Here is a 25,845-nt window from a genome sequence, read left to right on the forward strand (position 1 = left end):
TGTTTGCCAGCCTATTTTCTTTGGAATAATATCACAGTCCTTCAGGATGCTATAGTTGGCGGAAACACTCTCGATAAATCGAGCGCCAAGTCGTGAAAATAAGGCAGATTAACAGACTCGTTGGGCAGAAAAATCAGCGTCCTGCGATAACCAAATTGGCCAGGGGCATTCTGATACGGCTCGCTGTAACATTCCAAGCAAGTTTGTGATAAATTAAATATCCAATAGTTCGAGATTCCGGCTTCAGCATAAAGGGGGAGCTTAACCTGTTTGTCGTAACTCAAAGAAGAATCTGCAATCTCAATCAGCAACAGTATATCCCCTGGACAGGGGTGAGAGGATAGATAGTCGTCAGGGCGATTTTGTACGATCGCGCGATCGGGTTCTGGTTCGCTGTCATCCGGCAAAATAATCGGTTGTTGGCCTCGCAGTGTCGCCCGTTCTCCCAGCAGCTTAAATAACTCGCGTTCCAAGCGTGTCTCGCAAACAGAATGAGCGGTACCTTTAGCTGCCATTTTCACAAGTTCTCCCTTGATTAGCTCAACTCGATCGTCCTCACCAAAGAACCCCAGTTCTGTGAGGCGATGATATTCCGCTATGGTGAAACGTTTAGCAGTTGCGATCGACATAACAGCCACCTCAATACAGGTCTGTTGCGATTATAGGCGATCGTCGATCGGCTAAACAATGCTAATCATGAGCTCCGCTAACAACAATCTTGTCAAATTTGCCTCATCCTTTGGTTGCAAATTTTCCCGATTTTGGTGAATTTACTCCCCGAACTTATGTCCGGGATCATCTCTGTCTTAAGCAAGATTCTAGCATCACTATTTATTAGGTACTTTAACTTAAGTAGCAAACAAAAGTTTTCTCACAAATAAGAAAACTGAGCAATACATATTATTTTGGAGGCTTGAATGACCTTTACTACCAGTGCTTACGACCAAGGAAAAGCAGATATTAAGCAGTTGAGTGTAGACGACCAATTAGGTTTGCTGTGGTTTGTTTACACCGAAATGGGCAAGTCAATAACCCCAGCGGCTCCCGGTGCTTCCGGTTCCGAAATCGCTCAGGGTTTGTTCGAGCAAGTCAAGCCTCTGCCCCACCAAGAACAACTACAAGTAATGCGGGACATTGCCTCAAAAGCCAATACCGAAATCAGCCGGATGTACGGCTCAATGAGTCCTGAAACCAAGCTGGCTTTTTGGTATTTCCTAGCAGTAGGAATGGACGAAGGAACTATTATTCCTGTGCCTCCAGACTATCAACTTCCCGAAGCAGGAAAAGCTTTATTAGGAAAGATTGAGGGGATGGATTTCCAGCAGCAAATTGATTTCCTTCGCGGTACAATCTTAGAAATGGGTGCTGAAGCCGCTCCGGGGGCTGGCATTTAAAAATAGGGCTTACGAAAAAAAAACCGGTTTGTAGGGGAATATGGCGTGCCGCAACGAGGCATCTAAGAAGAAACCGGGTTTTTAGCCTTTTGATGCGTAAGTTCTCAAAAAGATTAGTAAGTAGATCAAACTAATACCCCGCGCCAGAAACCCGGCTTCTTCAAGAAACCGGGTTTCTGGCTGTTCGGTTTTTTTAGGTTTACGGCGAATACCCGCACTTTACAGCTAATAATTGAATTCAAGGGATTTGTTCCCCACAACTTCCGGCGCAGCGACTGTTAAACGCATATCTTCGGAGCCAAAAGTTAGCAAGGGCTGGCCTAAGTTTAAACTGGCAAAAGGACTTTCTTCTGCCACTTCTAATTCGCCTTTAATCAAACCGATGCGAGACTGCAATCCTCCTTTAAACAACAACAAATTGCTGCGGTCAGCGCTGAAAACATTTCCGCTAAAAGGCAGGGGTAAGGCTAACGTTTGCTGGCTGTAATTGAGGCTGCACAGTTGACGGTTTTCTTGGCTAACTGTGACGCGGTAGCCTAGCGGTGCTGCCTTTACCGAATCGCTGCCTTCCCAACTAAATTGAGCTAATTCTTTAGGAAGCCCCCAAATTTCGCGCCCCCCCGCTACCGAGTTAGGATTGTCTACGTAAATATGGGAAATCCAAGCGCCCCATTTTCCTGCATAATTGGCGATCGCGCTAACGACAATTAACTCATTGTATTCCATCACCGAACCCAACCCGTAGGAGGATATATAAATGCCACCTAGGGTTTTTCCTGGCAATAAAGAGACTATTTCTAACTCAGAGGGAACCAAGGGGCGCACTCGTGCCACATCTACCAATTGTAAAGTCTCAACAGCATAACCTTGCAGATTCCAAGGTGCAGATGGATATACCATTTTCAGTGATTAAATTTATGAGATTTTATATTTATTTTAGCTGGGCGCTTCAAAAAGCAACTATTTTTGGTATTTCTTCACAAGTTGTTAGTGATTTACTTTATTTAAACAAATTAATATGTGACGAGAAATTCGATGAATAGTTGACGTGGGTTATCTGTTGTATGGGGGCGGGTTTAGTAATATTGTTAGTAGGAATTAGATATTATTCGTAAAACCCGCCCCTACAGATATTATCAGCGTTTATCCGCGTTCATCGGCGGTTAAAAACCTCCTAATCTACTTACTAGCATAACCAGTGATCACCAAAAACTCCCGCAACTTTCCAAAGAATTGAGTTCGATCGCGCCCTTGATAAACCCTCTCCAACAACTGCCAACCTTCCGCCTCCTGACCCATGACATACTTGTTCGCCATGAATGCCGCCAACACCCCTTTCACCTCCCCATTTTCACTCAGACGCTTGTTAGATTCCAGCCAAAGCTCAGCAGAATTTGTGTATACTTCCACCGGATACTGTTTGCTAACATCTTGCATTTTACCTTGGCGGTACTGCCAAATTTGCAGCGGAAAGCGAGAATCAGCATAATTTGTAAAAGCCTCGGAAAATCTGCCGTCCAGACTCTTAAACTCTGGGATATCATTTTTGCCAAAATCGACTATTTCGTAACTCACATTGCCCCAGAAATGCTTTATGTGACTGTACTTGTTAGCCCCCGATTCGTAGCGGTAAATAAACGAATAATTGCAGCATCGGACGCCGCTTTTGATTGACACTAAATCTGCCAGCACTTCCGGTTCTTTGTCCCCGTCCAAATCACGGATTAGCAGCGATAAAAAACGTCCTTCTGATATTTCTTCGCTGGCTCTTTGGTCGGGATTATCTACTAGAGAGCGAGTCGGAATCAGCACGGGTTCTTCTAATAAAGTTTTACCGTCGCGGATAATTCTGATGCGGAGATTTTTAGCATTTTCTGCTTCTTTTACGAAAGAAACTTCCGCCCGAACTTTCCCCGCTTCCGAGATTTCTGTTGTTCTCGGCGGGCCGATATTCGCCGGAACTTGGGCGATATATTGGGCAGGAACTAAGGCTGTTTGACCGGGTTTGGCGATCGCCTGACAGAAAAAAGTTGCGACTTCGGCGCGAGTAGCGTTCCGAGTAGGTTCTAGCTGTTTAACAGCCGGATAATTCACCACAAGTTGTTTTTCTGTGGCCGCGGCGATCGCACTTCTGGCCAGTTCCGGAATATCCCGCGCATCCTCAAAAGTCGTATCCAAAATCTCAGCCGCCGACCCCGTAGGTGTATATTTCAAGCCGCTGGTTAAAGCTACCAAAGCCTGCCAGCGGGTAATATTCAAAGTGGGGTTAAAGATACTGCCACTGTATCCAGACATAAAACCCGTCTGATAAGCTTCTCGAATTGCTTTAAAACCCCAGTAATTTGTAGGAATATCTGCAAAGTCGATCGGAGCGCGGACGGTTTTGGCATCGGGAAAAGCCATGCGAACCATCGCCGCAAACTCAGCGCGGCTGACGGGGCGATTCGGGCGAAAAGTGCCGTCTTCGTAATAGCCACTGATGATTTTTTTCTGTGCTAACTCCTCAATGCAAGCTTGCGCCCAATGGTCGTTAACATCCTTAAATTTGGCTTGAGCAACTGCCGGCGCTACATTCAGACCCGGAAACATTAAATTCCCGATGATTATCCCCAGGGCTACCAGTAAACCGATGATAGCTTGCCATCTGTGCGATCGAATCATAGAACAGACTCCTCTACTTACAAATTGGCGATCGAAACTTTCATAAAATTTATATAATATCAGGTATATTAACCTGATTTAATACCATTTATTACAAGTTAATCGGCGACTAAGGACACGGCAGTGCCGTGTCCCTAATTTTTCGAGTTCCTATAATAAAGCTTACTTCGACTCTAAAGTCATCTCCATCGCCATTTTTGTGGTGATTGTTGATTCTTCTGAGCTGCCAGCATTTTTAACACTCATTTCGCTATTTGAACTAATAGACACACTAGAGCGCAAAGGAATTAATCTATCCAAGCGCCCTGTAACTTTTCCCCGGCCCTGAGAACTAAAAGATTTGAGGCTTAAAGTAGTTCCAGCAGGCAATTGGGGAGAGGTAATATTTTGGGGGTTGGCTTGCTGCTCTATACTTACATTCAGAGACACAACTCCATCTTGCCAGCTATCCAATTCATAGGTAGCAATGTCATTCACATTCATGCCACTGAAATCAGAGGAAGAAGAAACGCGCCATTTCGCTCCTTTTCCGACTGCTTCGGCAGGCAGCGGCGAGGCTAGTTGTTCTAGAGATTTAGACATTTGTCCAACCATTTGTTTGAGGTTGTTGTCAGCTCCTTCGGGCAAAATAATGTCACCTCCTTTATGAAAACCGCGATTGTCCATGATGAAAGAGCCTTTCACTCCCACCATGCTTTTGAGTGCGGAACGCATGGCATCTCGGACGGCTGGTGGCATATTTCCAGTATCGCCGACGATATCTGAGTTAGTATAAGCAAACTCGTAGTGAATATCGCCATTGGGATCAATTTTAGTGACTTTTGTCTCGAAAGTCATCACCGATACTGGAATTTTAGCCCCAGGCGAAGACCGACCGGATGCGGATATTTCCATATCCGTTTTTACGGTCATAACAGTTGTTTCTTTGACATCGATAGCGGGTTTTAAACGCAGTTCCTGTCGTGGTTCCACTCCCGGATTTAGCAGTTCCACTTGCGGGGTTTTCGAGTTGGGGGCAGGCGCGGATACGCCAGGGGCTGGCTGCTGCACTACAAGTGGAGTTTCCGCGCTTAGGGAAGCAGGAGAAAGCTCGATCGCCCATCCGGCACTTACCAAACAAAGAGATGCAATAAACTGTCTTTTTTTCATTAACTTAATTTCCTGTTATTTGAATGTTGGTCTGTTCCCACAGTCTATCGACAGTCACAAATTTGTAACCTTTGTACAAAAGCAAGGGAATTATTTTATCCGCAGAAGCTGCAACATCTTCACCGCCGCAATAGCCGTCGTGCAGTACAATAATTGATCCGTTTTCAGTTTGCTGCACGATGCGACTAATAACTTTCCTTACCCCCGGTCGCACCCAATCTTCCGGCACAACACTCCACATTACAGGGCGATATTCCCACTGTTGCAATAACTCTAATGTTCGCGGCGTAAAAATGCCGTTGGGTGGCCGCACGTCCAGGATTAATTGTGGGTCTAAATCGCAAGCTTTGGCAATTGCTTTCTGCGTGTCTTCTAAACTTTGTTTGAGTTCGTGGGTTTTTAGTTTGGGAAACGATATATGCTGATAGCCGTGGAGGCCGATCCAGTGTCCGCGATCGTACACTTCTTTAGCCGTTTCTGGATGCCTGTCCACGCAAAAACCTAGCCAGAAAAAACTAGCTTTGATGTCGTATTTATCTAAAATTTTTAACAGTTGAGGTGTGTGCTGACGGTGCGGCCCGTCGTCAAATGTGAGGGCGATCTCTCGGCTGTTGATATCTCCAGTCCACAGACATCTGGGAAAAGCAGATTTGAGGATGGGATGAACGACAGGAAACAGGGGTGCTAATGGCATTGATTAACCTTGATAAATGCGATCGGGTAGAAATGAAGCTGCGCCTTTCTTCTGGCGCAGTTCAAGTTTAACAAAAGTCAAATTTACTTTTTCTCAAGCTTGGCGTTTAGATATTGTTGTATTGATATGGAACCCATCATGTTAGTAATTAGGATTTTTTCCCGATAAATATCGTGATGGGAGTTAGCTATTTGGTTGACTTACCAGGCTTTAAAATCCGAGGTTGTTCGATTTGGCGATCGAGCTGTGCATTCCGGGATTGGAACAAAAATAGCAATCCTCCAAAAAATAAAACTAATATGCTTCCTATTGCCGCCATTATATATACTAATCGGCGAGTTTTTCTTGTATTCAGCTCTAAATTAGAAAGCGACTGCTCTGTTTTGCTCAGACGTTCTTCTAGACCTTTACATTGCTCCCCCGTACTTGCTTGAATTTGATTGATTGAGTTCATTTCAGACTCGACGTGGCCTAATCTAGCGTTAATTGCTGAATCGTTAGCTCCTAAAGTTTTCAGACTTTGTGCAAATTCTTTTTTAAGCTCTTGAATTTGTTGCTCCAGCTCGTTTAAACGGACAGAAAACCTATCGCAAAATTCCTCCCATCGGTCATCAGCAGCGCTCTCGAAGTTAGCAAAATGTTGAGCCAAGCTTTCCCGTGCTTGAGTTGTGCTTGTCTTTGTTGCATTTTCTAGTTCTAAAAAGCGCTGTTCAAAGCTTCTCTGTGCTTGCAATACTCGCTCTATGGAACTCTTTGACTCAGCTTGTAACAAAGATGAGACTGTTTGGGATTCCTCTATATGTTCTGTGAGTTGATGATATCCTTCTTGTAACTCCTGATACTTTTGTGCAAGATTATTAAAATTAATCTGAACTTTAGCCAAATCATTCAAGACCTCAGAAGACTCTTGAAATTTACTGCGATATTTGGCAATTTCTTTCTCCATTAGCTCTAAATTATCCAAAAATTGTGCCATGATTTTACCTCCGATAATAATTTAAATCAGTCGCTCAAAGCCATTTTTTAGAACCTCAATCGTTGGCTTGAAAGCAGCACAATCATCACTGACTTCATTGAACCTTCCAAGAAGCCACCTCACAATTAGAACGCGGTAATGCGTGGAATCAGTACCGAACCTTTGAGCTGCTTCCTGAATCAAGAATTTTAATCCCTCCTCACTATCCCAATATCCACCAACCTGGGTTAGCCATTTAAAAGCTTCTTCAGGCTGTAAAAGCACACCTTCTTGATAGAATAGTAAAAGACGATCGGCAAATAACCCCTGTTTGACTCCTTCATTAAACCCACGTTTCAGATAATCAAATGCTAGCGTTTCGCGTCCTGGGCGCTGTCTGGCTAACGCACCCGCCAAGAAGAATGCAGCCAAGCTAGTAGAGTCTCGCTCAAGGCGGTTAGCAACACGAGCAAACAGCCCTGCTACTGCCCCACGCTCTATAGTAAGCCGCAACACTTCCAGCAGAGCTTTTGTATCAAACCCTTCTAATAAAACGGGAAGTTTTTCGGCAATCTCATCAACTTGAGCATCCTGTAGAGGAACAGCAGCTTTGTCTCCCTGAAAGTTGAGATTTGGAGTACAGACATCACAGAAACCACATCGGTAGTTTTCAGTGGTTAGATGTTCAATAGAATCAAAAAGACCTCTGATGACAACCCGGCGACAAGTTCCTTCTTCATCGCTTGTAGCATAATCTAGTTCATTGAGAAGCATTTGGTAGCGCATCCGAGGCACAGTTTCGTAAATACGCTCTAAAAGGATATGCAAAGCCTCGGTTAATCTCCTCTGTGGTAAATTTTCATGGTATGGGCTAAAGACTGTGTTATCAATCCGACTAAGCTGTCCTTCAGCATAGTTTTCGCTGGTACCTGTCTGAACTAAAAATTTCTTTAGGTTACTAGCTATTTGGTCTAAAGACCAGTTACGGTCAAACTCTATTTTGTACCCGCCACTAAAACCTTTAGAATAATGCTTGGAATATTCCTTGACAACTCCTAACTGCTGTAGTCGGTAAAGTGGAATTTGCAAATTTTTATCCTCTTTATCGTTTTTGAATCCAATAGGTTCTCCCGATATAATTTTCTGATATACTGAGATAACACGATCACTGTCTTTTTTTATGCCACGGTAGTCATCCTTTATGAAATGGGCTTGCAGTCCGTAGTCACACAAATGATCTTCGTAATAAGGACACTCGTGGCGTATGTAGTTTCGACCGTTAGAAACGCAGGGAGGCTCAATTTCACCAGCGTAAATATGCTTGTCTTTGCATTCCTGATGTGGCGGTAAGTACATCAAAGCTACGTGAGAGTGTCGTCCATCGCGTCCTGCACGTCCTGCTTCCTGGTAATATGCCTCAAGACTGCTGGCAAAGGCATGGTGAATGATAAAGCGGATATTGCGTTTATCAATTCCCATACCGTATCCCTTGGTGGCTACTAACAAAGGAAATTGATTGTTTTGAAAAGCGTCTTGGCGCTTTTGCAGTTGGCTATTCCAGTCTTGAGGTTTCTTACTTTTGCTGGCTGTGAAGGAAGCTTGACAGGAGCGACACCGAGCCATTTGATCGGATCTAATGAAAAAAGGAGATTCACATTCAGGGCAGTATTCTGGCTGAGTGCTGGCGTGTACTTGGACTAAATTGGTGTTAGGAATGATTCGTTTTGTAAGTTCGTCTTTGATGTAATGTACTCCCTCATGGATAGTGGATTTACCATGAGGATTCGCATAAATGCCGAACATGATTCCAGCATGGCGAGTTTTGTCATCTTCTGGAATCAATTCTGCAAAAGGAATTCCGAGTATCTGGGGAACAATTGTTTGCAGTAGATAAGCTAGTTTTTCTGGCTTATTTTCGGGTTTGCTGACAGAGTGTACTGAAAGGCTGAGATTAGGTCGATCGCTACTTGCTAGTTGTACTACACTATTTGAAGTTAGCCCCAAGACACGCAAGATATCTTTACGCACTGGTTCCGAGGCTGTTGCAGTCAGAGCAATAATCGGTACTGGTCGTCTGGAGGCTTCTTCTAAAGCTTGCTGCAAACGCCCAATTTGCAGATATGCAGGTCTAAAATCGTGTCCCCACTCAGACACACAGTGAGCTTCATCTATAACCAAAGCACCAACTGGGGTTTGCTGCATCGTAGCCTTTATCTCATCGTAAAATTCGCCTATCTGCAAGCGTTCAGGTGAAATGTATAGCAGCCGATAGCGACCAGATTTAAAATTTCTAAGTTTAGTTTTCCTAGCTGTATTTGAATCTGTATAAATAATGGAATCTACACAGGTAAGACCAGGGCGATTTAAGTTATGTACTTGGTCGCGGATGAGTGCCTGGAGAGGGCTGATTACTAAGGTAGTGCGAGGAATCAACAAAGCGTATAGTTGAAATATTAAAGACTTACCAAAGCCTGTTGGTAAAATCCCCACTGTTGACTCGTTGCGTAAAGCCTTTTGTATAAGTTCTACTTGCGCTGGTTTTAATTCCGGAATCAGAAAATAACGACGCGCAAAATAGTCTAGAGTATGTCGCTCAAATAACACTGGATGTGCGTGCAGAGGTAGCACGTTTTCAACATAAGCTCGAAAAGGAGAAGTAAAGTTTTCTAGTTCATTAAATGTGTAAGCATTTTCTGAGATGTAATTATTTAAATACCTAGCACATGACACAAAATCCACGTCGATTGGCAAATCTGTTGCTAGCATTAATCGCACAAATGTGTGACAACAATCTACACGATTCGCTGATTCACCAAGTTCAGCCCCTCGGTAATGGTGCAGTAATTGCGTCACGCCCAATTCATCAACTGCACCTACCAAGTAAAGCTCTACTTCTGGTAGCTCTACGGGTAATCCGTACAGTTCTGCTACCCGTTCTATTAAGGCTAATGAATCCAGTACAGCTAAAGCCAAAGCTGCTACATTCGTCTGGTATTCAGCTATTTTGAGAAGACATTTTCCACTTTGTACTGCTTTCCAGAGTAAGGTGAAAGCCACTTTCTGATATGTTGGGTATCGATCGGGAAGCTGGTGCAACAGACTCGAAGGGAAAACAGAACTATCTTGCGATTCTTCTATTGCGTCAACTAGGTAACTATTTTGATCGTGCCAACTATTTACCCATTCATATTCTCCTTCGGCGAACTCAAGAGGAGATTTTTTGAATAATGTGAGTTCAATGGTTCCTGGATTTTGCAGGTCAATAGTTTTAAGAACAGCGGTCCGTATTGGAATTGGTAATGATCCCAATGGCTCTTGCTCTGTTCTGCCTAAAAGTGTAAGTCCTGACAAGTGGTAGACAAGTTGCCATAACAACTGATTACTCATAGTTAGCACCAATCTTATGTAGTTAAGTGGGTGAGATACGCTCGCTATTAAAACAACCTCATCTGTCCATTGGGTACACCATTACCTAGATAAATTTGCTTAGACCCCTTGGGAATGCAAATCCACCCAACATCTTTGAGACGATGTTTTAGATTAGCTTTTGTGACGCCAATATCTTGGGCCATTGCGTCGAGGTGGGACTCTCTTGTTAGATCGCGCCCTATTCGTTTTTCTTCCAAGATATGGGTCGGCATCAGCAGACAACTAGCAAAATATTGCGCTTGCCATTCAATTGAATCAAGCTGCTTGTTAGCGCTATTTGGAGAAATCTGTTGTTCGGTAACTTTTCGGCACAAGAATGGCTGTTCTGCTGCTTCATCAGATAGAGATAACTCTAGCTGTTGTACAAAACCATCAGCCTCATCTTGATTAACATGAAGCATCCAGTGTCCAATTTCATGTGCCAGTGTCGATTGTTCCAGTCCTCGGTTTTGCTGGAGTTCCGGGATATCTTCATTAAATTCTATTATACGGGTTTGGGGATAAATTCTCGCGAATACGGGTCTGTTGTTGTGAGAAGGTAAGCTATCCCAGACCACACTCAATTTTAAATAATTAGCTGCCTGGTCAGCCACAAAGGGCCATTTAGGAGAGTTAGGCGTTCCCTGCATCTGCAAAAGAAGCTCATTAGCCTCACTCTCAATTGCATTTTTGGTCAAGTACCGATAGGGCTTAATTACACTCAAGTTGGCTTCTCCTGGCTTTCTGCTTGTGTGGCTTCCCGAATAAACTTTTGAGTCAGTTCAGGATTATCTCGCATTTGACGGAGCAAAACTGGCATCTGTTTTTGGTAGGTTTTGGCCAGTTCTTGAACAACTTTGGCATCTTCGGAGGTGATCCGACCAGCGAAGTAGATTAGTTCCTCCGCATCCAACTCTAGGTGATGCGCTAACAACTTAATCACCTCCTCCTTTGGGGCATATTCAGCGCGATCGTTCTCTAGTTTGGAAAGATAGGTGTAATCTACCTTTACCAATGCAGCCAAATCGCGCTGACTGTATCCCTTATTCTGACGAGCTTCACGAATACGCTTACCAAAAGTCTGAGTCACGGTTTTTTCCTACTTACCTATCAATCATACTAGGGGTTGACGCTCCACGTCAACCTGCGCTAGGATCTAAATAAGGTTGACGCGGTACATCAACCCAGACAAGGCACTACATATGGTGTATATAAGAAAGATTGCGGAGAACGAGGTACATCAAGTAGAGCTGTCAAGGCTAGGTACATCCCAGTGCGGCTCTCGAATCAACAGGGTTGCGGAAACGGGACAAGCTGTTCAGATGTCAGTTCATCGGTGCAGTCAGTTCATCGCCCAAAACCTAGAGCGAGTCTTTCCCGATTGGGTTTTGCCCGTGACGACTTGCCGAGTGGTTGTGGTACTACAGCAATCCCGCTACCCTCTAACGGACACTGCACTCCACATTGAGAGGGAGAAAGATAGGTTGCGGGAAAGGTTTATCAACTTCGGCTCAGACGTAGTACGCAATCTGCGCGATCGCGGTTTCCTAACAGATATGATTGACCCCCGTACTGGTTATCCCCAACTCTCGCGTCCCGGAGAAATCGCCCACGACGATACCGCAGTTGTCAAAGCTTTGTTAGGCTTCCCGATCGTTCACAATAGTTGTTCTATTTTGGAGCATCCCAGTTGGGGGAGTGCCGTTTACCCCGGTATTTTGATGTCTTCGGCTTCTGAACAAGTTATCAAAAACGTGCTGAAAAAAGTAGCTGTCCAACACAGTTGGAAATAACCCAAAAAATTACAAGTATCAGTTGGAGTTTAACAATGGCAAAAAATTGGCTACCGTTTGCTAGTTATAACTTGTGGTTGCAATTTGCTCCAGCAATAGGTCAAGAACACTTGCATTGCGATATGAAGCGGGGTTTTGCCAAGGCGCGAAACAAAGAACCGCAAGTTAAAGCACTCTTGGAGCAAGACACCATTCCTCAACAGATTGGGATGCTAGCACAAAGAGGAGTTTATGAATTTCATCAAAATACCGATCTGTTGCACCAGTTAGACGGTGTGCAGGAAATAGCAGAGATTCTGCAATTAAGCCAAAAATCATTGGAAATTCAGGAACGAGTCATTTCCATCCTGAACAATTACCGCGACAATCCCATTCTTGTCGGAAAAAATATCGTCCAGTTAAGCCGAGGTGATGAGGGATATCCCGAACCAATTTTGATTCGAGAGGGTAATTATTTATTTAAATTTTATGCAGCAATTGACTGCATTTTTAGTCTCACAGATGACACACTGCACATCTTGGACTTCAAGACGGGTAAATCAGACTTCGATCTGCGACAGGGTTATATTTATCTGCTAGCAGCTAGCTATCTCTACCCGCAACGGAAAACTATTGCCATTTTCTATAACTTAGAAAATGGAAAATGGTCGGCACCAATCTCTGCAACATCCGAGACACTAAAATGCTTCCAGATAGAACTAACGCTGATAGCTAAAAGGCATCAGAAAGATTTGAGCAGTTACCGCAATAAAACTGCTGAGTTCAGCCAAATTTTCCCGCCCAATCCTGGTGTAATGTGTTCGTTCTGTTCGTTCAATTCAATTTGTCAATTTTCCATTTGCGAGGTAGCTGCATGACTGTTGCTGTTCAATTTCCCACTCAAGCTGCGCCATTACCAACATTTTTGAGCGAGATTTTCCCTCTGAGGATTTCTCAACTCAATTTAATCGGCTTTCGAGTAACTCCTGAAGTCGATCGGGAAATAGGCAACCGATTGAGTTGGCGTTTTAGTCAGAAGTTTCTTGATGTTGTTGTTATCTGGCAACATAAATATTTCTGGGTCTTGGCTAAACCTAATCAACCAATGCCAAGCCAAGATGAATGGCGAAAGAAACTGGCAGAAATCCTGGAGGAGTTGAAAAAAGATATTGGTGATGGCTACTACTCAATTCAATGGGTACGGGAACCGGAGGTAACAGCTTCCATCGTTGCTCAGTTAGCTGTTCGAGTCTTAAAAATCACTCGTCCCTTCTCATCTAATAGCGTTCTATCTGAAAATCAGGTTCAGGTTAGGCGTGAGGTTGACTTTTGGGAAGAAACTATTGACTTGCAAGGAGTTCCACAGCCTGCTTTAACTTTAACAATTCACAGCCGTATCCTATTCAATGGCGATTTAGCTCAGTTCTACGAGAATCATCCCTATCGGCAAGATCCAAAAAATCTTTTGATTGGGTTAAAAGTTCGAGACATTGAAAAAAATAGTTTTGCTAGAATAACTGGCATTGTGGGAACGATTGAAGAACACCGAGATCAACTCCTCAAGGAAGCAACTGGCGCAATCAGCAAACAAGCACTTAAAGATGCACCACATGAGCAACCAGTTGTTGCTGTTCAATTTGGCAAAGATGCAAGGCCTTTTCACTATGCTATGGCCGCTCTGCGTCCTTGCATCACGCCAGAAACTGCTAAGCGATTCGAGGTAGACTACGGAGAATTACTCAAAGCAACTAAAGTTTCCTACAAAGACCGAAAAGACCTCTTAGTTTTGTACAAAAAAGAAGCTGGACAGGCTCTATCTAATTATGGCTTTCAGCTAGAGCGCAGTATTAACAGCCGCGATTATCCTAACTTATTCTGGGAACCCAAAGTCAAGGTCGAACACACCAAACTACTGTTTAGGAAAAATTATACTGGCATCCAAAGTCAAATTCTCACGGGTTTATCTAAAGGCGGTGTCTATCGCCGTCATGAAGATTACCTCGATCCATCAAGACCTATTCGTGTTGCCGCTCTAAAACTTTGCAATTTTAAGGTGGGTTTCTTTCTAAGTGAAGTTCAGAAACGGCTAAAACGCTATGGGTTTGAAAGTATTCTTCCTGAAGAGAACAAAAAGGAATTATCTGTAGAGAGTTTAAGAGGGGCTGAAGCTAGAGCTAAAGTTGAAGAAGCCGTTGACGATTTAATGGTGAGGCAACCTGATATTGTGTTGACGTTTTTACCGACTAGCGATCGCCACGCTGACGACAAAGAAGGGGGCAGTCTCTATTCTTGGGTTTACTCGCGGTTGCTCCGACGCGGAATTGCTAGCCAAGTGATTTATGAAGATACCTTGAGAAATGTCCAAGCTAACTATCTTCTCAATCAGGTGATTCCAGGAGCCTTAGCTAAATTGGGAAATTTACCTTTTATTCTGGCTGAACCCTTAGAGATTGCGGATTATTTTATCGGTTTAGATATCTCCAGAGGTTCCAAAAAAAAGGGAGCGGGGACCATGAATGCTTGTGCGAGCGTGCGTCTATATGGCAAGCAAGGGGAGTTTATTCGCTATCGGCTAGAAGATGCTCTGATTGAAGGAGAAGAAATACCACAACGCATTCTAGAGAGTTTTTTGCCAGCGGCTGACCTGAGAAATAAAACTGTTTTAATTTACCGAGATGGGCGTTTTTGTGGAGAAGAAGTCAAACATTTACGGGAACGAGCTAATGCAATTAGTTCTAACTTTATTCTGGTGGAGTGTTACAAGTCTGGTATTCCCAGAATGTACAACTTAAATCAACACTTTGTAGGAGCGCCGACACAAGGTTTAGCGTTGCGCATATCTGATTGGGAGGCGATTTTAGTGACTACTGAAGTCAAGTCGGAAAGTATGGGTTTACCTCTGCCACTTCGTTTGAATGTTATTCCATATCCAGGACAGCAAGTGTCAATTGAAAGTGTGGTAGAAACAACCCTAAAACTTACTTTGCTGCATCATGGCTCGCTGAATGAGCCACGTTTGCCCATACCACTTTTTGGCTCTGACCGCATTGCTTATCGCCGATTACAGGGCATTTATCCTGGGGTGCTTGAGGGCGATCGCCAATTTTGGCTCTAGGAAGGCTAGAGAAATCATGCCGGAATCATTCTTGCGCAAAGATATTGTTACTCAGTGGGGGAGCAAATGCAAGTAATTGTGAGATTGATTGCTGCGAACTCAGCGGAAGAAATGATAAATCAATTGGAGTTTATGGGTGCTTATATTCGAGCTAAATAAAAGCAAAATGCGAGGCAAATATAGCAGCTTGCACAACTATTTAACTCTTTTGATAGAGCCTCAAACTATATCCGATCGCATCGACCTCTATCTCGCGGTTGATGCGATCGCCCTGCGGTGTCCTCCTATACTGAAAACCAGCACAACTAATCGAAAAACGATCAAGGAGGAACAATGACCGAGGAATATTTAGCCGAACGCACAGTTTCAGCCGTATTTAAGGAAGAAGAACAATTAGACGGTGTAATTCGGCGGTTGCTCGATCGCGGAGTTTCCCGCGACCACATCTCAGTAATGGGAAAAAACTTTCAATCTAAAACTAAAATTGCCGGCTTTATTACTAAAAAAGATGTGATATTAGGCGGTCTGCGAAGCGGGGCGATTTTTGGTTCCTTATTCGGTTCTTTTTTGGGTTTGCTAACAGGCGTCGGTGTCCTGTTTATTCCCTTTGTCGGTGCAGTAGTCTCGGCGGGCCCGCTGGGTGCGGTACTGTTGGGTGCAGCTAGCGGCGCGATCGCAGGTTCGGCCGGTGCGGGTCTAGTTTCGGCTTTGGTCGCTTTGGGAATGCCGGAAGACAAAGCAACTATCTATCAAACCCGCGTTGAAGCAGGCGAATTTCTCGTGATGGCAGAAGTTCCCGCAGATAAATCGGGCGAATTTAAACTCTTGCTAGAAAGTGCAGGTGGCGAAGAGATAGCTATTAGCGAAATGACGCTGCCGCGCGCCGTCAAAGGTCGCTGCAATAGTCCGGCAGATTTGTCTCCAGAAGTGCGATCGCACCTGTCGGAAGCAGCTCAAAAAACCTTTATGGAATCATACAACGCCGCATTTGATGAAAGCAACGACTCGATACAAGCGGAACACACCGCTTGGAATGCCATTCACCAGCAGTACGAAGAAGATGAAAACGGCGTTTGGACTAAGCCTTTAGCAAAAGTCTAGTCTTCCAATCGCAGCAAACTAATAAAAAATACGATCAAGCCTCTAGAACTGCGGTTCAGGAGGCTTTGACGATTTTAGATTTGAGATTTGAGATTTGAAGATGGTGCAAAACTTAATTCGTAAAGACTTGGGAATTACAGAAAGTCTCATTACTTTTTGAAAGTGGTATTGCACTAGGTTGCGTTGTCAAGTACAATCTATAGGCTTACAATAAAAAATTGAGTTAAGCAAATGCAAAAATACGTTTGTACAGTTTGCAATTACGTCTACGATCCAGCAGAAGGCGACCCCGACGGAGGCATAGCTCCCGGTACTGCCTTTGAAGATATCCCCGACGATTGGGTTTGTCCCACTTGCGGGGCGGCAAAATCCGATTTTGAACCAGAATAAGCGAGAAAAAATTTGTCCGATCGAATCCTCAAAATTACAATCATTGGCGGCGGTGCAGCGGGTTTTTTTAGTGCAATTACCTGTGCCAAAACCTACCCGCAGGCCCGCGTCACTTTACTAGAAGCTGGCCGGCAACTCCTGGCAAAAGTTCGCATCTCTGGCGGCGGGCGCTGCAATGTGACTCATGCTTGTTTTGACCCCGGTGTTTTAGTGCAGAATTACCCCAGAGGAGGGAAAGCTCTGCGCGGTGCTTTTACTCGATTTCAACCCCGCGATACTGTAGAATGGTTTGCCAGTCACGGTGTGAAGTTGAAAACCGAAGAAGACGGGCGAATGTTTCCGATCACCGACGATTCGGGGACAATTGTTAACTGTTTGATTCGGGCTGCTGAGGATGCAGGCGTGAAAATTCGCACGGGTGATGCAGTCGTTTCAGTAAAGAAATTAACGGGCAACACCGCAGAGGGCGAACACGGCGACACCGCCCCTAGTTTTGAAATTGAGTTGAAGTCGGGGGAAAGACTTAAGTGCGATCGCATTCTTCTCGCTACAGGCAGCAATCCGTCGGGTTATAAATGGGCCAAAGAGTTAGGTAATACTGTAGAACTGCCCGTTCCTTCTCTATTTACTTTTAATATTTCAGACAGCAGAATCAAAGATTTAGCCGGAATTTCTGTGCCTAATGCTAAGGTGAAATTGCCGGGAGCTAAATTAGAACAAAGCGGGCCTTTGCTAATTACTCACTGGGGTTTAAGCGGGCCTGCTGTACTCAAACTTTCGGCTTGGGGTGCGAGATTTTTGCACGATCGCCATTATAAAACACCTGTGCTGGTTAATTGGCTTCCCCAGTACAATGCGGAAGTTTTGCGGCAGCAACTGCTAGCGGTTAAGTCGCAGTTGTCGCACCGATTGATTGTCTCTAGCTGTCCGTTTCCGGTGCCGCGCCGCCTCTGGGAACGCTTGACAAGTTCGATCGGCATTGATGAGCAAAAACGCTGGGCTGACTTATCTAACAAAATCCTCGATCGCCTCCTGCTAGAACTCGTTCAAGGCGAATATCAGATTGCCGGAAAAGGCGCATTTAAAGAAGAGTTCGTCACCTGCGGCGGTGTCAACCTCAAAGAAGTCGATTTCAAGACAATGGAAAGCCGCCGCTGTCCCGGACTTTTCTTTGCGGGCGAAATCTTGGATATCGACGGCGTGACGGGCGGTTTCAACTTCCAAAGTGCTTGGACTACGGCGTGGTTGGCCGGTTTGGCGATCGGCAAACCATCGGATTTTAGATTTTAGATTTTAGATTTTAGATTGGGGAATACTTGCTGTGTAAAAGTTTGGGAGTTGCGATCGCGCGATCGGCTTGCTTGTATTAAATTTTGTGTTATTTTTGAATTAAGGCGCACCAAATGTGTGTCCACTTCAGCTTGTAGACAAAATTCGCAGTTTTGCGGAGTTAACATCGGGTGAGATCCATGAAAAACTTGAATCTAAAAACCCTAGAGTTCGATCGCAACCTTGAGGGCCATTTTGACTCACCTTTCATCGAAAAAAATGGCTTGCTGGAACTAAACCCCAAATTTATCACTCCCGAATTTTTAACAGCCTGGACGTTTGAAACACACCTGTACGACGAACAAGTTGCGATCGACCACTTTGTCCTCACATTCCCTAGCCGCACCGAACTCGAAAACTACGCCAAATCTTTTTACCCCTTCGGCGCCAAAACAGTTGAAGGCCCCGACTTGTTCCCGATTAACTTTTGTGGGGAAAACATTAATGTTCCCTCCGACTTGTGGCTGCATTTAATGACCTTATTAATGCCAGCGGGCGGCTTAGTAGTATTAGATGCGCCCCACGCACCGGGCGACCAAACAGACCGCTTCCAGCAAGAAAGAGGATTAGAAGCCGTTCACCACGTCGCGATTCGAGTTGAAAACGTGCAGAATGCTGCTAAGATATGGCAAAATAAAAACTTTAAACCACTATCAGAGCATCCTCTAAACTCCGGCTCATTAACTCAGTGGTTTCTGCAAAACCCCGCCGGACAAATTCTCGAATTAATAGAACGTCGCCCCGGCAACAACGCCACCTTTGACTGCAAAAACATCGCAGGTTTGCGCCTTAGTGAAGTCGCCAGTCAGTAGGGCAGGCAAGATGCCTGCCCCACAATTAGCAATTACCCATTCCCCATTACAAAATAAAATATATGGTTGCAATAAAAATCCCCAAAGTCACTTTTCAACCCCCAACATTCAACTCAGTTGAAGAAGAACGCCGCCACCGCAAACAGCGTTTAGCCGCCGCATTCCGATTATTTGCCCGCTTCGGATTCAGCGAAGGAATTGCCGGACACATCACCGTCCGCGACCCCGAACACCTCGACCATTTTTGGGTCAATTCCTTTGGAATGCACTTTAGTTTAATTCGAGTCAGCGACCTAATTTTAGTCAACCACAAAGGCGAAGTTGTTGAAGGAAATAAACCCGTAAACGAAGCAGCTTTTGCCATTCATTCCCAAGTGCACAGCGCTCGCCCCGACGTAATCGCAGCAGCCCACGCTCATTCTCCCTACGGCAAAAGTTGGTCGAGTTTGGGCCGCCTGCTTGACCCGCTGACGCAAGATGCTTGTTCTTTTTATGAAGACCAAGCTTTATTTGACGATTACACCGGAGTTGTTTTGGAAATCGAAGAAGCTAAACGCATCGCCAAAACTTTAGGTGAGAAAAAAGCTATTATCTTACAAAATCACGGACTGTTAACAGTAGGTCAAACAGTAGATGAAGCAGCTTGGTGGTTTATTGCAATGGAACGTTCTTGTCAAGCGCAGTTAATGGCCGAAGCAGCGGGAAAACCAATTCTCATCAAGCCAGAATGTGCGCGTTTAACACAGCAGCAAGTAGGGTCTCACCGCATGGGATGGTTTAGCTTTCAACCGCTTTATGACATGATTGTGCGTCGGGAACCTGACTTATTAGATTAGCAACTAGGCGGTTGAAACCGCTACTACACAAACACATTCCGCCTGCGGCGAATCAAGAATGAAGGGGGTATTAAAGCCGGATTTAGTATCAGAAGTGCAAAATTTATAAATTCATCCTGACACGGATTCCAGCCAAGCTATCAAATCCTCTTGACTGGTAAAATCTAACAAGATTTCTCCTAAATCCTCTAATTGTTCGAGAGATAACTGCCGAATGCGAGTTTTAGTTTCGGGTGGGATTTCGCCAGTGCGCCGCCGGAGTAGACGCAGGATTAATGCTGTTTGCCCCTCAATTAGACCTTCTTGGCGACCTTCTTGCATCCCTTTAATAACAGCACCGCGTTGGTCTTCAAAAAACATTTCCCGCTTTTCCAATTCCTCTAATTCCTTAAGGGTTAAATTAGTTCTGCTGGCGATGGAAAAAGCTGTTTGAATTTCGGGCATTGATGCAAATTTTTCCGGTATTTCATCGAAGAGGGGAGCATTTTTGATAAAATAAATCCAGCTTTGAATTAGGTTTTCGACTTGTTCCAGTTCTTTGTTAAACTTGGGCAGTTCGACAAATACTAATTCGATTTCTCTGTTATAATACTCGAAGTTTTCTTCGAGTTCTTTAAAGACAAAATGGGTCAGAAATTTTTCTGTGTTTTCAAATAGAATAAAATCTGTAATTGTTAAAGCAATCAGAGGATTTAATTTAGAGTATCCTTCCCTGGGTCTGAGTTGAGTTGCGTAGGTTTTGGCGGCATTATACACTACCCGTTTAGTAAAAGCTTCTACATTTATTACCTGCATTTCGATAATCACAGTTTTGTTGCCTGTAATTTTGGCTTTAACATCCAGGTAAGTGTCTTTTAATCCAGTAACACTCGGCGCGGCGTAGGGATCGATGATTTCTAAGTCTTCAATGGTAGGCTGCGCGTCATAGAGCATAGCATTGAGGAAGCTAATCAAAATGTCTTTGCTCTGGGGCGAACCAAATATTTTTTTGAAACCAAAATCTGTTTTAGCACTAATGAAAGGCATAATTAGTAATGGGTAATTAGTAATGGGGGCGGTTTAATCACAAAAGTCCTTCCATTTCTAAATCTTCAATTATCTGCAATCCGCGCGGGTCGCCGACTCGCAAAAGTGAAGATTTAGCATCTTCCCGCACGCCCATATCTTCATCTTCTTCTAAAGCTTCAATCAGACCATCGATCGCCCCAGCGTACACTATATTATTCGGCAATTCGCGTGCCAGTTGCCCGATCGCCCAAGCGCAGTTGCTCCGCACTGCAGACACAGCATCTCCCCGCAGCGCTTCAATCAACGGCGGAATCGCCGCAATCACCACATAGTAACCAACTTTTGCCATTTGACCCAGAGAACTCGCCGCCCACAAACGCACCGCTGAAATATCAGTTTTCAGAGCATCAATTAAAGATGGCAAAGCGCGGTGGTCGCTGCAATTTCCCAAGGCCCAAACTACCCCTTTGCGAACGTAACCGTTCCAGTCGCGGTTAAGCTGAACAATCAGCGGTTCCACAGCATCGGGACTCGGATTTCGCCCCAACGCATAAGCCGCGCTCACTCGCACCAAGGGGCAACCGTCTCTCAATAAATTAATTAAATGCGAAATTGCTCGATCGTCCTGCAGTTCGCAAAAAGCCCGCGCCGCAATCATCCGGTGCTGAGGTTCCGGGGATTCCAGCAAAGGCAGCATTTCCTCGGGATCTGGCAGCGGGGGTTCGGATTCGTCAAAATGATCCAAAGGGCTTTCCAGTTCCGTGTCAGTATCAAGGGCGTTGGAGTAGTCGTTATTGTTCATAAAAAAACTTTACCGCACAGAGGATGCTCCTAAGCAACTCAGTCAGCACTCAGCAGTCCGCAGTCAATAATTGTAGGGTGCGCGCGCAGTACCTTACTACAAACAAATACCTCTGCTGTCACCTAAGTTAATAGCGAGGACTTCAGTCCTCATAATTGCTGTCACCTAAGTTTGTAGTGAGGACTTCAGTCCTCATAATTTGGATGAATCCGGACTAAAATCCTTACTACAAAGGAATATCTCTGCTGTTACTTAAGTTGGTAGTGAGGACAGAAGTCCTCATAATTGGAATGAATCAGGACTTTAGCCCTGATTCCAAACCAGTAGAATTTATATTTCAAAGGGATTTGAGCATCGAGAGGGAATGACTTTGATAGCCTAATTTTTGATAGAGATTCACCGCAGGCTGATTGCTCAGAAATACTTGCAAACCAATTTGCCGATCGCCTCTTTCCCGCGCCCAATTTTCAGCATGAATAACTAAAGCTGCCCCGAGCCCTAGACGGCGATGTTCCGGTGCTACGTACAACAAAAAAATGTGAGCGTAGCGTTTTCCGGTGGTTTGGTCGATCGCATTTCCCAACCACAAACATCCGACAACCGATGTCAGATTTTGGGCTTGAGATTGGGGATTGAGATACTGCGAGGGAAGCGCCGGCAAAATTTCTGCCTCTTCCTGGGTGTTTTTCTGGCACTCTACCCACCAAACCGGCGTCTGGTTAGAAAAATACTGCTCGACAGTTTGAGCCAAATGTCCCAATTCCCCATCCGGGTAAAGCTCTTGGTAAGTCCGGTGCATAAACTTTACCAGTTTTGCCCGATCGAGTCCCGATCCTGAGCGCAGCCGGTAGCCCGGTATTAGTTGAGCAGACATCAGCTCAGCGGACACGAAAAGCGGAATAATTTAGCCCCAAGAAAATTGGATTCACTACTGCCGCTTGCTTTTGCGGGATCGCTTCCTCAATCGGTGCGGGGGCAGCCATGTCACCAGGCAAAAAGATGCGAGCACTGACTGCTACCAGAGCCGCGAAAAATACTAATACCGCTATCAATGGAGCAATGTATTGACGAATGATACCCATAACCGCAAAAACTTAATTCTTGAGTTGATATTATCAAGTGTACCATACAAATCTTGTCAGCTATAATTGCTACCATTGGACAATTAGCTCAACAAGAGAGCGATCGCAAATACCAACAAACAGAAAATATAATATTATGAGTGCCTCGCCTGCTGTTTATGAATCTCTAGCTAAATCAATTGTATTTTTGAATCAAAAGCCGAGCGCGCAAAATCAAGTTTCGACTTTCCTAGATACTAATGGCTACTATATCGATCGCATATTCGACGACCCAGAAACAAACTTTTATGCGATCGGGTTCGGTTCATCCAATCCCGAAAACCCGCCCGCCCTGGTATTTAAAGGTACAGACTTCATCGACGGCGACGCTATCTTTTCCGACTCGCGGGACATTGGTTTACCTGAATTTGAAAAGAACAAAGATAATATCAAAAATTGGCTCACAGAAATCGGTCAAAATACTGGTAAAAACCCCAGCAAATTATTGCCAGATGTCATCGGGCACAGTTGGGGCGGAGCTGTCGCTCAAATTGTAGCAACCGAATACACATCTCTGACCGGCGATATCTTTACTTTCAACTCTCCGGGAGTATCAGTGAGTACATTTAACAGTTTTCGGAGAAATCTCAGCAGGGCAGGCAACAAAAATGTCACTCACTACATTGCCAGCGGAGATGTAGTCAGCTTGTTTGGCGAAGCATTTATCCCGGGTAAAGTATTTATCCAAAGTTTTACAGATCCGAGTATTAATCCCTTAACTGTTTTGGCAAAACATCGAACTGAAAATTTGTTAACTACTCCGCCCGTCGGTTTTTTGCAGAGGCAAATTTCCGTAGAACAATTAAACAGTTCTGAATTTACTTATAACAACGATTCAGATTTTAACGAGTTTATAGCTGCGATGAATTTGGCCCTGCCCAATGTGTCAGTAGCGATCAGAAGCAGAGGCGGTGCAGAGAGTGTGAGAACAGCACCAGAATTTTCTTTTGTGCAGTTGATCAGAGAAATGCAATACGGTTTAGCTCCCTTACAACCGAATTATTTATCAGGCGACGCTCGCAACAATACTGCTACGGGGGGCCCTGGAGAGGATACAGTTATCGGCAACGGCGGTAACGATACTCTCAGAGGCAATCGAGGTAATGACAGCATCACCGGTGGTGATGGCGACGATTTCTTGTACGGCGGCAGAGATAACGATTATTTCGAGGGCGGCGACGGAAACGATTTGGTTTCCGGCGAGTTTGGCAACGATTTTTTAATTGGTGGTGCGGGGCGCGATCGCTTTGTATTGGAATCCGGCGGCGGAGCAGATGTGATTTTAGATTTTCAAGATAGTGAAGATTTAATTACCCTGTCGCGGGGTCTAACTTTTCCTCAAGTTAGAGTAACCCAAGGTGGTGACGGAGCTTTAATTACTATCCCGGTTACTGGGGAAATTCTTGCTACTCTCAGAGGCGTAGTTGCCAGCGATATTACGCGGGTAGATTTTGTATAGCTTTAGGGTGCTCAAAATTTGTATTTTTGGTGGCGCAAAACCTGCCTGGGTTTTGTAGCGATAGGTTTTTTTTTATTAAAAAATCTGTATCAATTTGCCGCAAAAAAACTACTAAAAATGACCAATTAATATGGTCAATAAACTAAGTTTATAGTAAACTTAGTTTAGTAGCTTAAAAACTAATTACCCCTCAAACGACAGGAAATAAAAAAATATGCCCTCCTCCCCCGCCGCTTACGAAACTATAGCCAAGCAAGTTGTTTACATAGATAACGACCCCCAGTCTCAAACTTTAGTTCAAACGGGTTTGACCGCTGCTGGCTACCAAATCGATCGCACTTTTGACGATCCCGGAACTGGATTTCACGCGATCGGCTTAATTTCCACCACCCCAGACAAACCGCCTATTTTGGTATTTCGCGGCACGGACTCGCCCGTAGACGATATTGCCAACGCAGACCCGCGCGGCGCCGGTTTCAACCAATTTGAAGCCAACAAACAAGCATTAGGAAATTGGTTGACAGAAATCAGTCAAGATACAGCCAAAAACCCCAGCCGCTTGCCACCAGACCTTCTGGGACACAGCTTGGGCGGCGCCATAACGCAACTAGCAGCCACCGAATTTACATCTACTATCGGAGATGTTGTCACCTTCAATTCTCCCGGAGTTGAGCAGAGCACCGTCAATACATTTAAGCAGAAAGCTGGGGCAGGAAAAAATGTAACTCACTACATAGTTAACGGCGATTTTGTTAGTTTGGGAGGAGAAGCTTTTATCCCCGGCAAAGTAATTCTTCAAACATTTACTAACCCGATTATCAACCCGCTACTTGTCTTGGACAAGCACACGCAAAGCGGTTTGTTAACTTCTCCACCTCCCGGCTTGACTCAGACAGAAATCACTGTAGACCAGTTGAGCCGCCCGGATTTCACTTTTACAGATTCAGATTATTTAGAACTGTTAGCTGGCTTAGACTTTGCACTGCCAGCCTTGGGAACCTCGTTGGAATCGCGCAGCAGTTTAGAGCAATTAAGAACCACTCCGGGAACCTCATTTTTAGCAAACGTTGCAGCAATGCAAACTGCTCTAGCTCCCTCCCAAATTAATAATTTAGTCGGTGACGAGGCCAACAATACAGCATCAGGTTTTGGAGACGACGATATTATCACTGGCAATGGGGGAAACGACACTCTCAGCGGCAACAAAGGCAACGATATTATCAGCGGTGGCAGCGGCAACGATCTGCTATTAGGCGGCAAAGGGGATGACAATTTGAACGGGGCAGAAGGAGACGATACACTCATTGGCGCAGCGGGTGCGGATCTCTTAATCAGTGGCGCTGGACGCGACGTATTAGTGTTAGGAGCAGGTGCCGGTACAGATACACTTGTAGACTTTCAAAAGGGTCAAGATTTAATCGGTTTGAGTGGAGGTTTGACCTTCAACCAAGTCAGAGTTACTCCAGGGGATTTTATAACGACGATTGAACTAGCCCGTAATGGCGAAGTTCTTGCCAGTATTCCTGGCATTCCAAGTAGTCCGCTAACAGCTAGTGATTTTATTGCGATTTAGTTAGTTGGCGGCTGGCAATACAGATATTCGGTAAGGACACAACAATGTTGTGTCCTTATTTTATCTTAGGAAAACAAACACCGACAATTTATACTCTGCCATGATTAAAAACATCAATATTCCTCCAACGGCGGGTTCACCGAAATCTCGAAAAAAAAGTGCAGACCTTCGTAAACCCGCCCCGCCCGGCCAGGGTAAGCTCATCTAATTTGGTATAATATGAACTTGACAAAGTTAACAAAATAAGCATAAGAGACTGTGTAGGC

25 protein-coding genes are annotated in these 25,845 nt (G+C 44.6%); 12 read left to right on the forward strand and 13 right to left on the reverse strand.

Translation table 11 applies throughout. The features are described 5' to 3' along the window. Nucleotides 1–41: 41 nt before the first annotated feature. Nucleotides 42–629 (reverse strand): Uma2 family endonuclease, encoded by a 588-nt coding sequence (locus tag QUA77_RS00705; RefSeq protein ID WP_333036603.1) that lies wholly within the window; start codon nucleotides 627–629, stop codon nucleotides 42–44. Between the two features lie 288 nt (nucleotides 630–917). On the opposite strand from QUA77_RS00705, the gene QUA77_RS00710 reads away from it, so the two are divergent. Beyond that, nucleotides 918–1,394: an orange carotenoid protein N-terminal domain-containing protein gene (locus QUA77_RS00710; RefSeq protein WP_333036605.1), complete on the forward strand. Its 477-nt coding sequence runs from the start codon at nucleotides 918–920 to the stop codon at nucleotides 1,392–1,394. 225 nt (nucleotides 1,395–1,619) lie between these two features. Here QUA77_RS00710 and QUA77_RS00715 read toward each other — a convergent pair whose 3' ends face one another. From QUA77_RS00715 to QUA77_RS00750, 8 genes are all read right to left on the reverse strand, one after another. Further along, nucleotides 1,620–2,294, reverse strand: coding sequence for an acetoacetate decarboxylase family protein (locus QUA77_RS00715; RefSeq protein WP_333036607.1), 675 nt, complete (start codon nucleotides 2,292–2,294; stop codon nucleotides 1,620–1,622). A gap of 279 nt (nucleotides 2,295–2,573) precedes the next feature. Beyond that, nucleotides 2,574–4,055: an S-layer homology domain-containing protein gene (locus QUA77_RS00720; RefSeq protein ID WP_333448954.1), complete on the reverse strand. Its 1,482-nt coding sequence runs from the start codon at nucleotides 4,053–4,055 to the stop codon at nucleotides 2,574–2,576. A gap of 162 nt (nucleotides 4,056–4,217) precedes the next feature. Further along, nucleotides 4,218–5,204 (reverse strand): DUF6263 family protein, encoded by a 987-nt coding sequence (locus QUA77_RS00725; RefSeq protein ID WP_333448955.1) that lies wholly within the window; start codon nucleotides 5,202–5,204, stop codon nucleotides 4,218–4,220. A gap of 4 nt (nucleotides 5,205–5,208) precedes the next feature. Beyond that, nucleotides 5,209–5,898, reverse strand: coding sequence for a polysaccharide deacetylase family protein (locus QUA77_RS00730; RefSeq protein WP_333036612.1), 690 nt, complete (start codon nucleotides 5,896–5,898; stop codon nucleotides 5,209–5,211). 187 nt (nucleotides 5,899–6,085) lie between these two features. Continuing rightward, nucleotides 6,086–6,874, reverse strand: a complete 789-nt coding sequence (locus QUA77_RS00735; RefSeq protein ID WP_333448956.1) for a hypothetical protein — start codon at nucleotides 6,872–6,874, stop codon at nucleotides 6,086–6,088. A 21-nt stretch (nucleotides 6,875–6,895) separates the two neighbouring features. Next, nucleotides 6,896–10,240 carry a DEAD/DEAH box helicase gene (locus tag QUA77_RS00740; protein WP_333448957.1) on the reverse strand — a complete coding sequence of 1,115 codons (3,345 nt, stop codon included), beginning with the start codon at nucleotides 10,238–10,240 and terminating at the stop codon, nucleotides 6,896–6,898. Between the two features lie 47 nt (nucleotides 10,241–10,287). Beyond that, nucleotides 10,288–10,986 (reverse strand): ImmA/IrrE family metallo-endopeptidase, encoded by a 699-nt coding sequence (locus tag QUA77_RS00745; RefSeq protein WP_333448958.1) that lies wholly within the window; start codon nucleotides 10,984–10,986, stop codon nucleotides 10,288–10,290. Beyond that, nucleotides 10,983–11,351, reverse strand: a complete 369-nt coding sequence (locus QUA77_RS00750) for a helix-turn-helix domain-containing protein (RefSeq protein ID WP_106149692.1) — start codon at nucleotides 11,349–11,351, stop codon at nucleotides 10,983–10,985. The genes QUA77_RS00745 and QUA77_RS00750 overlap by 4 nt, the downstream gene beginning before the upstream one ends. 112 nt (nucleotides 11,352–11,463) lie before the next feature. On the opposite strand from QUA77_RS00750, the gene QUA77_RS00755 reads away from it, so the two are divergent. The 9 genes from QUA77_RS00755 to QUA77_RS00795 all read left to right on the forward strand — a co-directional run bounded on the left by QUA77_RS00755 (nucleotide 11,464) and on the right by QUA77_RS00795 (nucleotide 19,616). Continuing rightward, nucleotides 11,464–12,054, forward strand: a complete 591-nt coding sequence (locus QUA77_RS00755; RefSeq protein WP_333448959.1) for a methylmalonic aciduria and homocystinuria type D protein — start codon at nucleotides 11,464–11,466, stop codon at nucleotides 12,052–12,054. A 35-nt stretch (nucleotides 12,055–12,089) separates the two neighbouring features. Then, entirely contained in the window at nucleotides 12,090–12,911 is an 822-nt protein-coding gene (locus QUA77_RS00760) for a PD-(D/E)XK nuclease family protein (RefSeq protein ID WP_333448960.1), read from the forward strand. Continuing rightward, the gene (locus QUA77_RS00765; protein ID WP_333448961.1) at nucleotides 12,908–15,148 is read left to right on the forward strand and encodes a Piwi domain-containing protein; all 2,241 of its coding nucleotides are present in this window, start codon (nucleotides 12,908–12,910) and stop codon (nucleotides 15,146–15,148) included. Before QUA77_RS00760 ends, QUA77_RS00765 begins: the two co-directional genes overlap by 4 nt. Before the next feature lie 166 nt (nucleotides 15,149–15,314). Then, nucleotides 15,315–15,485, forward strand: coding sequence for a hypothetical protein (locus QUA77_RS00770; protein ID WP_333448962.1), 171 nt, complete (start codon nucleotides 15,315–15,317; stop codon nucleotides 15,483–15,485). Next, nucleotides 15,482–16,249 (forward strand): ChaB family protein, encoded by a 768-nt coding sequence (locus QUA77_RS00775; RefSeq protein ID WP_333036614.1) that lies wholly within the window; start codon nucleotides 15,482–15,484, stop codon nucleotides 16,247–16,249. The genes QUA77_RS00770 and QUA77_RS00775 overlap by 4 nt, the downstream gene beginning before the upstream one ends. Before the next feature lie 231 nt (nucleotides 16,250–16,480). Continuing rightward, entirely contained in the window at nucleotides 16,481–16,639 is a 159-nt protein-coding gene (gene rd / locus QUA77_RS00780; protein ID WP_333036615.1) for a rubredoxin, read from the forward strand. 12 nt (nucleotides 16,640–16,651) lie between these two features. Then, nucleotides 16,652–17,929: an NAD(P)/FAD-dependent oxidoreductase gene (locus tag QUA77_RS00785; protein WP_333036616.1), complete on the forward strand. Its 1,278-nt coding sequence runs from the start codon at nucleotides 16,652–16,654 to the stop codon at nucleotides 17,927–17,929. Between the two features lie 179 nt (nucleotides 17,930–18,108). Beyond that, nucleotides 18,109–18,780 (forward strand): hypothetical protein, encoded by a 672-nt coding sequence (locus tag QUA77_RS00790; protein ID WP_333448963.1) that lies wholly within the window; start codon nucleotides 18,109–18,111, stop codon nucleotides 18,778–18,780. 62 nt (nucleotides 18,781–18,842) lie between these two features. Continuing rightward, nucleotides 18,843–19,616 carry a class II aldolase/adducin family protein gene (locus QUA77_RS00795; RefSeq protein WP_333208643.1) on the forward strand — a complete coding sequence of 258 codons (774 nt, stop codon included), beginning with the start codon at nucleotides 18,843–18,845 and terminating at the stop codon, nucleotides 19,614–19,616. A 111-nt stretch (nucleotides 19,617–19,727) separates the two neighbouring features. Here QUA77_RS00795 and QUA77_RS00800 read toward each other — a convergent pair whose 3' ends face one another. From QUA77_RS00800 to QUA77_RS00815, 4 genes are all read right to left on the reverse strand, one after another. After that, nucleotides 19,728–20,642, reverse strand: a complete 915-nt coding sequence (locus QUA77_RS00800) for an Rpn family recombination-promoting nuclease/putative transposase (RefSeq protein ID WP_333448964.1) — start codon at nucleotides 20,640–20,642, stop codon at nucleotides 19,728–19,730. A 37-nt stretch (nucleotides 20,643–20,679) separates the two neighbouring features. Then, nucleotides 20,680–21,426, reverse strand: a complete 747-nt coding sequence (locus QUA77_RS00805; RefSeq protein ID WP_333182381.1) for a HEAT repeat domain-containing protein — start codon at nucleotides 21,424–21,426, stop codon at nucleotides 20,680–20,682. A gap of 337 nt (nucleotides 21,427–21,763) precedes the next feature. Continuing rightward, nucleotides 21,764–22,300, reverse strand: coding sequence for a GNAT family N-acetyltransferase (locus tag QUA77_RS00810; protein WP_333448965.1), 537 nt, complete (start codon nucleotides 22,298–22,300; stop codon nucleotides 21,764–21,766). A gap of 4 nt (nucleotides 22,301–22,304) precedes the next feature. Further along, on the reverse strand, nucleotides 22,305–22,508 hold the full coding sequence (locus tag QUA77_RS00815) for a hypothetical protein (protein ID WP_333036629.1): 204 nt from the start codon (nucleotides 22,506–22,508) through the stop codon (nucleotides 22,305–22,307). A gap of 136 nt (nucleotides 22,509–22,644) precedes the next feature. On the opposite strand from QUA77_RS00815, the gene QUA77_RS00820 reads away from it, so the two are divergent. After that, complete coding sequence (locus QUA77_RS00820; RefSeq protein ID WP_333036631.1) at nucleotides 22,645–24,006, forward strand: calcium-binding protein; 1,362 nt, start codon at nucleotides 22,645–22,647, stop codon at nucleotides 24,004–24,006. A 214-nt stretch (nucleotides 24,007–24,220) separates the two neighbouring features. Continuing rightward, nucleotides 24,221–25,579 carry a calcium-binding protein gene (locus QUA77_RS00825; RefSeq protein WP_333448966.1) on the forward strand — a complete coding sequence of 453 codons (1,359 nt, stop codon included), beginning with the start codon at nucleotides 24,221–24,223 and terminating at the stop codon, nucleotides 25,577–25,579. The last annotated feature ends 266 nt before the right edge of the window (nucleotides 25,580–25,845 follow it).

The sequence above is a fragment of the Microcoleus sp. K5-D4 genome, assembly GCF_036704575.1.
Classification (GTDB): Bacteria; Cyanobacteriota; Cyanobacteriia; order Cyanobacteriales; family Microcoleaceae; genus Microcoleus.

What these genes read in the sequence shown, in the direction of transcription:
- QUA77_RS00705 (WP_333036603.1), bottom strand. Translation starts at nt 629, where the DNA reads ATGTCGATCGCAACTGCTAAACGTTTCACCATAGCGGAATATCATCGC.
- QUA77_RS00710 (WP_333036605.1), top strand. Translation starts at nt 918, where the DNA reads ATGACCTTTACTACCAGTGCTTACGACCAAGGAAAAGCAGATATTAAG.
- QUA77_RS00715 (WP_333036607.1), bottom strand. Translation starts at nt 2,294, where the DNA reads ATGGTATATCCATCTGCACCTTGGAATCTGCAAGGTTATGCTGTTGAG.
- QUA77_RS00720 (WP_333448954.1), bottom strand. Translation starts at nt 4,055, where the DNA reads ATGATTCGATCGCACAGATGGCAAGCTATCATCGGTTTACTGGTAGCC.
- QUA77_RS00725 (WP_333448955.1), bottom strand. Translation starts at nt 5,204, where the DNA reads ATGAAAAAAAGACAGTTTATTGCATCTCTTTGTTTGGTAAGTGCCGGA.
- QUA77_RS00730 (WP_333036612.1), bottom strand. Translation starts at nt 5,898, where the DNA reads ATGCCATTAGCACCCCTGTTTCCTGTCGTTCATCCCATCCTCAAATCT.
- QUA77_RS00735 (WP_333448956.1), bottom strand. Translation starts at nt 6,874, where the DNA reads ATGGCACAATTTTTGGATAATTTAGAGCTAATGGAGAAAGAAATTGCC.
- QUA77_RS00740 (WP_333448957.1), bottom strand. Translation starts at nt 10,240, where the DNA reads ATGAGTAATCAGTTGTTATGGCAACTTGTCTACCACTTGTCAGGACTT.
- QUA77_RS00755 (WP_333448959.1), top strand. Translation starts at nt 11,464, where the DNA reads ATGGTGTATATAAGAAAGATTGCGGAGAACGAGGTACATCAAGTAGAG.
- QUA77_RS00760 (WP_333448960.1), top strand. Translation starts at nt 12,090, where the DNA reads ATGGCAAAAAATTGGCTACCGTTTGCTAGTTATAACTTGTGGTTGCAA.
- QUA77_RS00765 (WP_333448961.1), top strand. Translation starts at nt 12,908, where the DNA reads ATGACTGTTGCTGTTCAATTTCCCACTCAAGCTGCGCCATTACCAACA.
- QUA77_RS00770 (WP_333448962.1), top strand. Translation starts at nt 15,315, where the DNA reads ATGCGAGGCAAATATAGCAGCTTGCACAACTATTTAACTCTTTTGATA.
- QUA77_RS00775 (WP_333036614.1), top strand. Translation starts at nt 15,482, where the DNA reads ATGACCGAGGAATATTTAGCCGAACGCACAGTTTCAGCCGTATTTAAG.
- rd (WP_333036615.1), top strand. Translation starts at nt 16,481, where the DNA reads ATGCAAAAATACGTTTGTACAGTTTGCAATTACGTCTACGATCCAGCA.
- QUA77_RS00790 (WP_333448963.1), top strand. Translation starts at nt 18,109, where the DNA reads ATGAAAAACTTGAATCTAAAAACCCTAGAGTTCGATCGCAACCTTGAG.
- QUA77_RS00795 (WP_333208643.1), top strand. Translation starts at nt 18,843, where the DNA reads ATGGTTGCAATAAAAATCCCCAAAGTCACTTTTCAACCCCCAACATTC.
- QUA77_RS00800 (WP_333448964.1), bottom strand. Translation starts at nt 20,642, where the DNA reads ATGCCTTTCATTAGTGCTAAAACAGATTTTGGTTTCAAAAAAATATTT.
- QUA77_RS00805 (WP_333182381.1), bottom strand. Translation starts at nt 21,426, where the DNA reads ATGAACAATAACGACTACTCCAACGCCCTTGATACTGACACGGAACTG.
- QUA77_RS00810 (WP_333448965.1), bottom strand. Translation starts at nt 22,300, where the DNA reads ATGTCTGCTCAACTAATACCGGGCTACCGGCTGCGCTCAGGATCGGGA.
- QUA77_RS00815 (WP_333036629.1), bottom strand. Translation starts at nt 22,508, where the DNA reads ATGGGTATCATTCGTCAATACATTGCTCCATTGATAGCGGTATTAGTA.
- QUA77_RS00820 (WP_333036631.1), top strand. Translation starts at nt 22,645, where the DNA reads ATGAGTGCCTCGCCTGCTGTTTATGAATCTCTAGCTAAATCAATTGTA.
- QUA77_RS00825 (WP_333448966.1), top strand. Translation starts at nt 24,221, where the DNA reads ATGCCCTCCTCCCCCGCCGCTTACGAAACTATAGCCAAGCAAGTTGTT.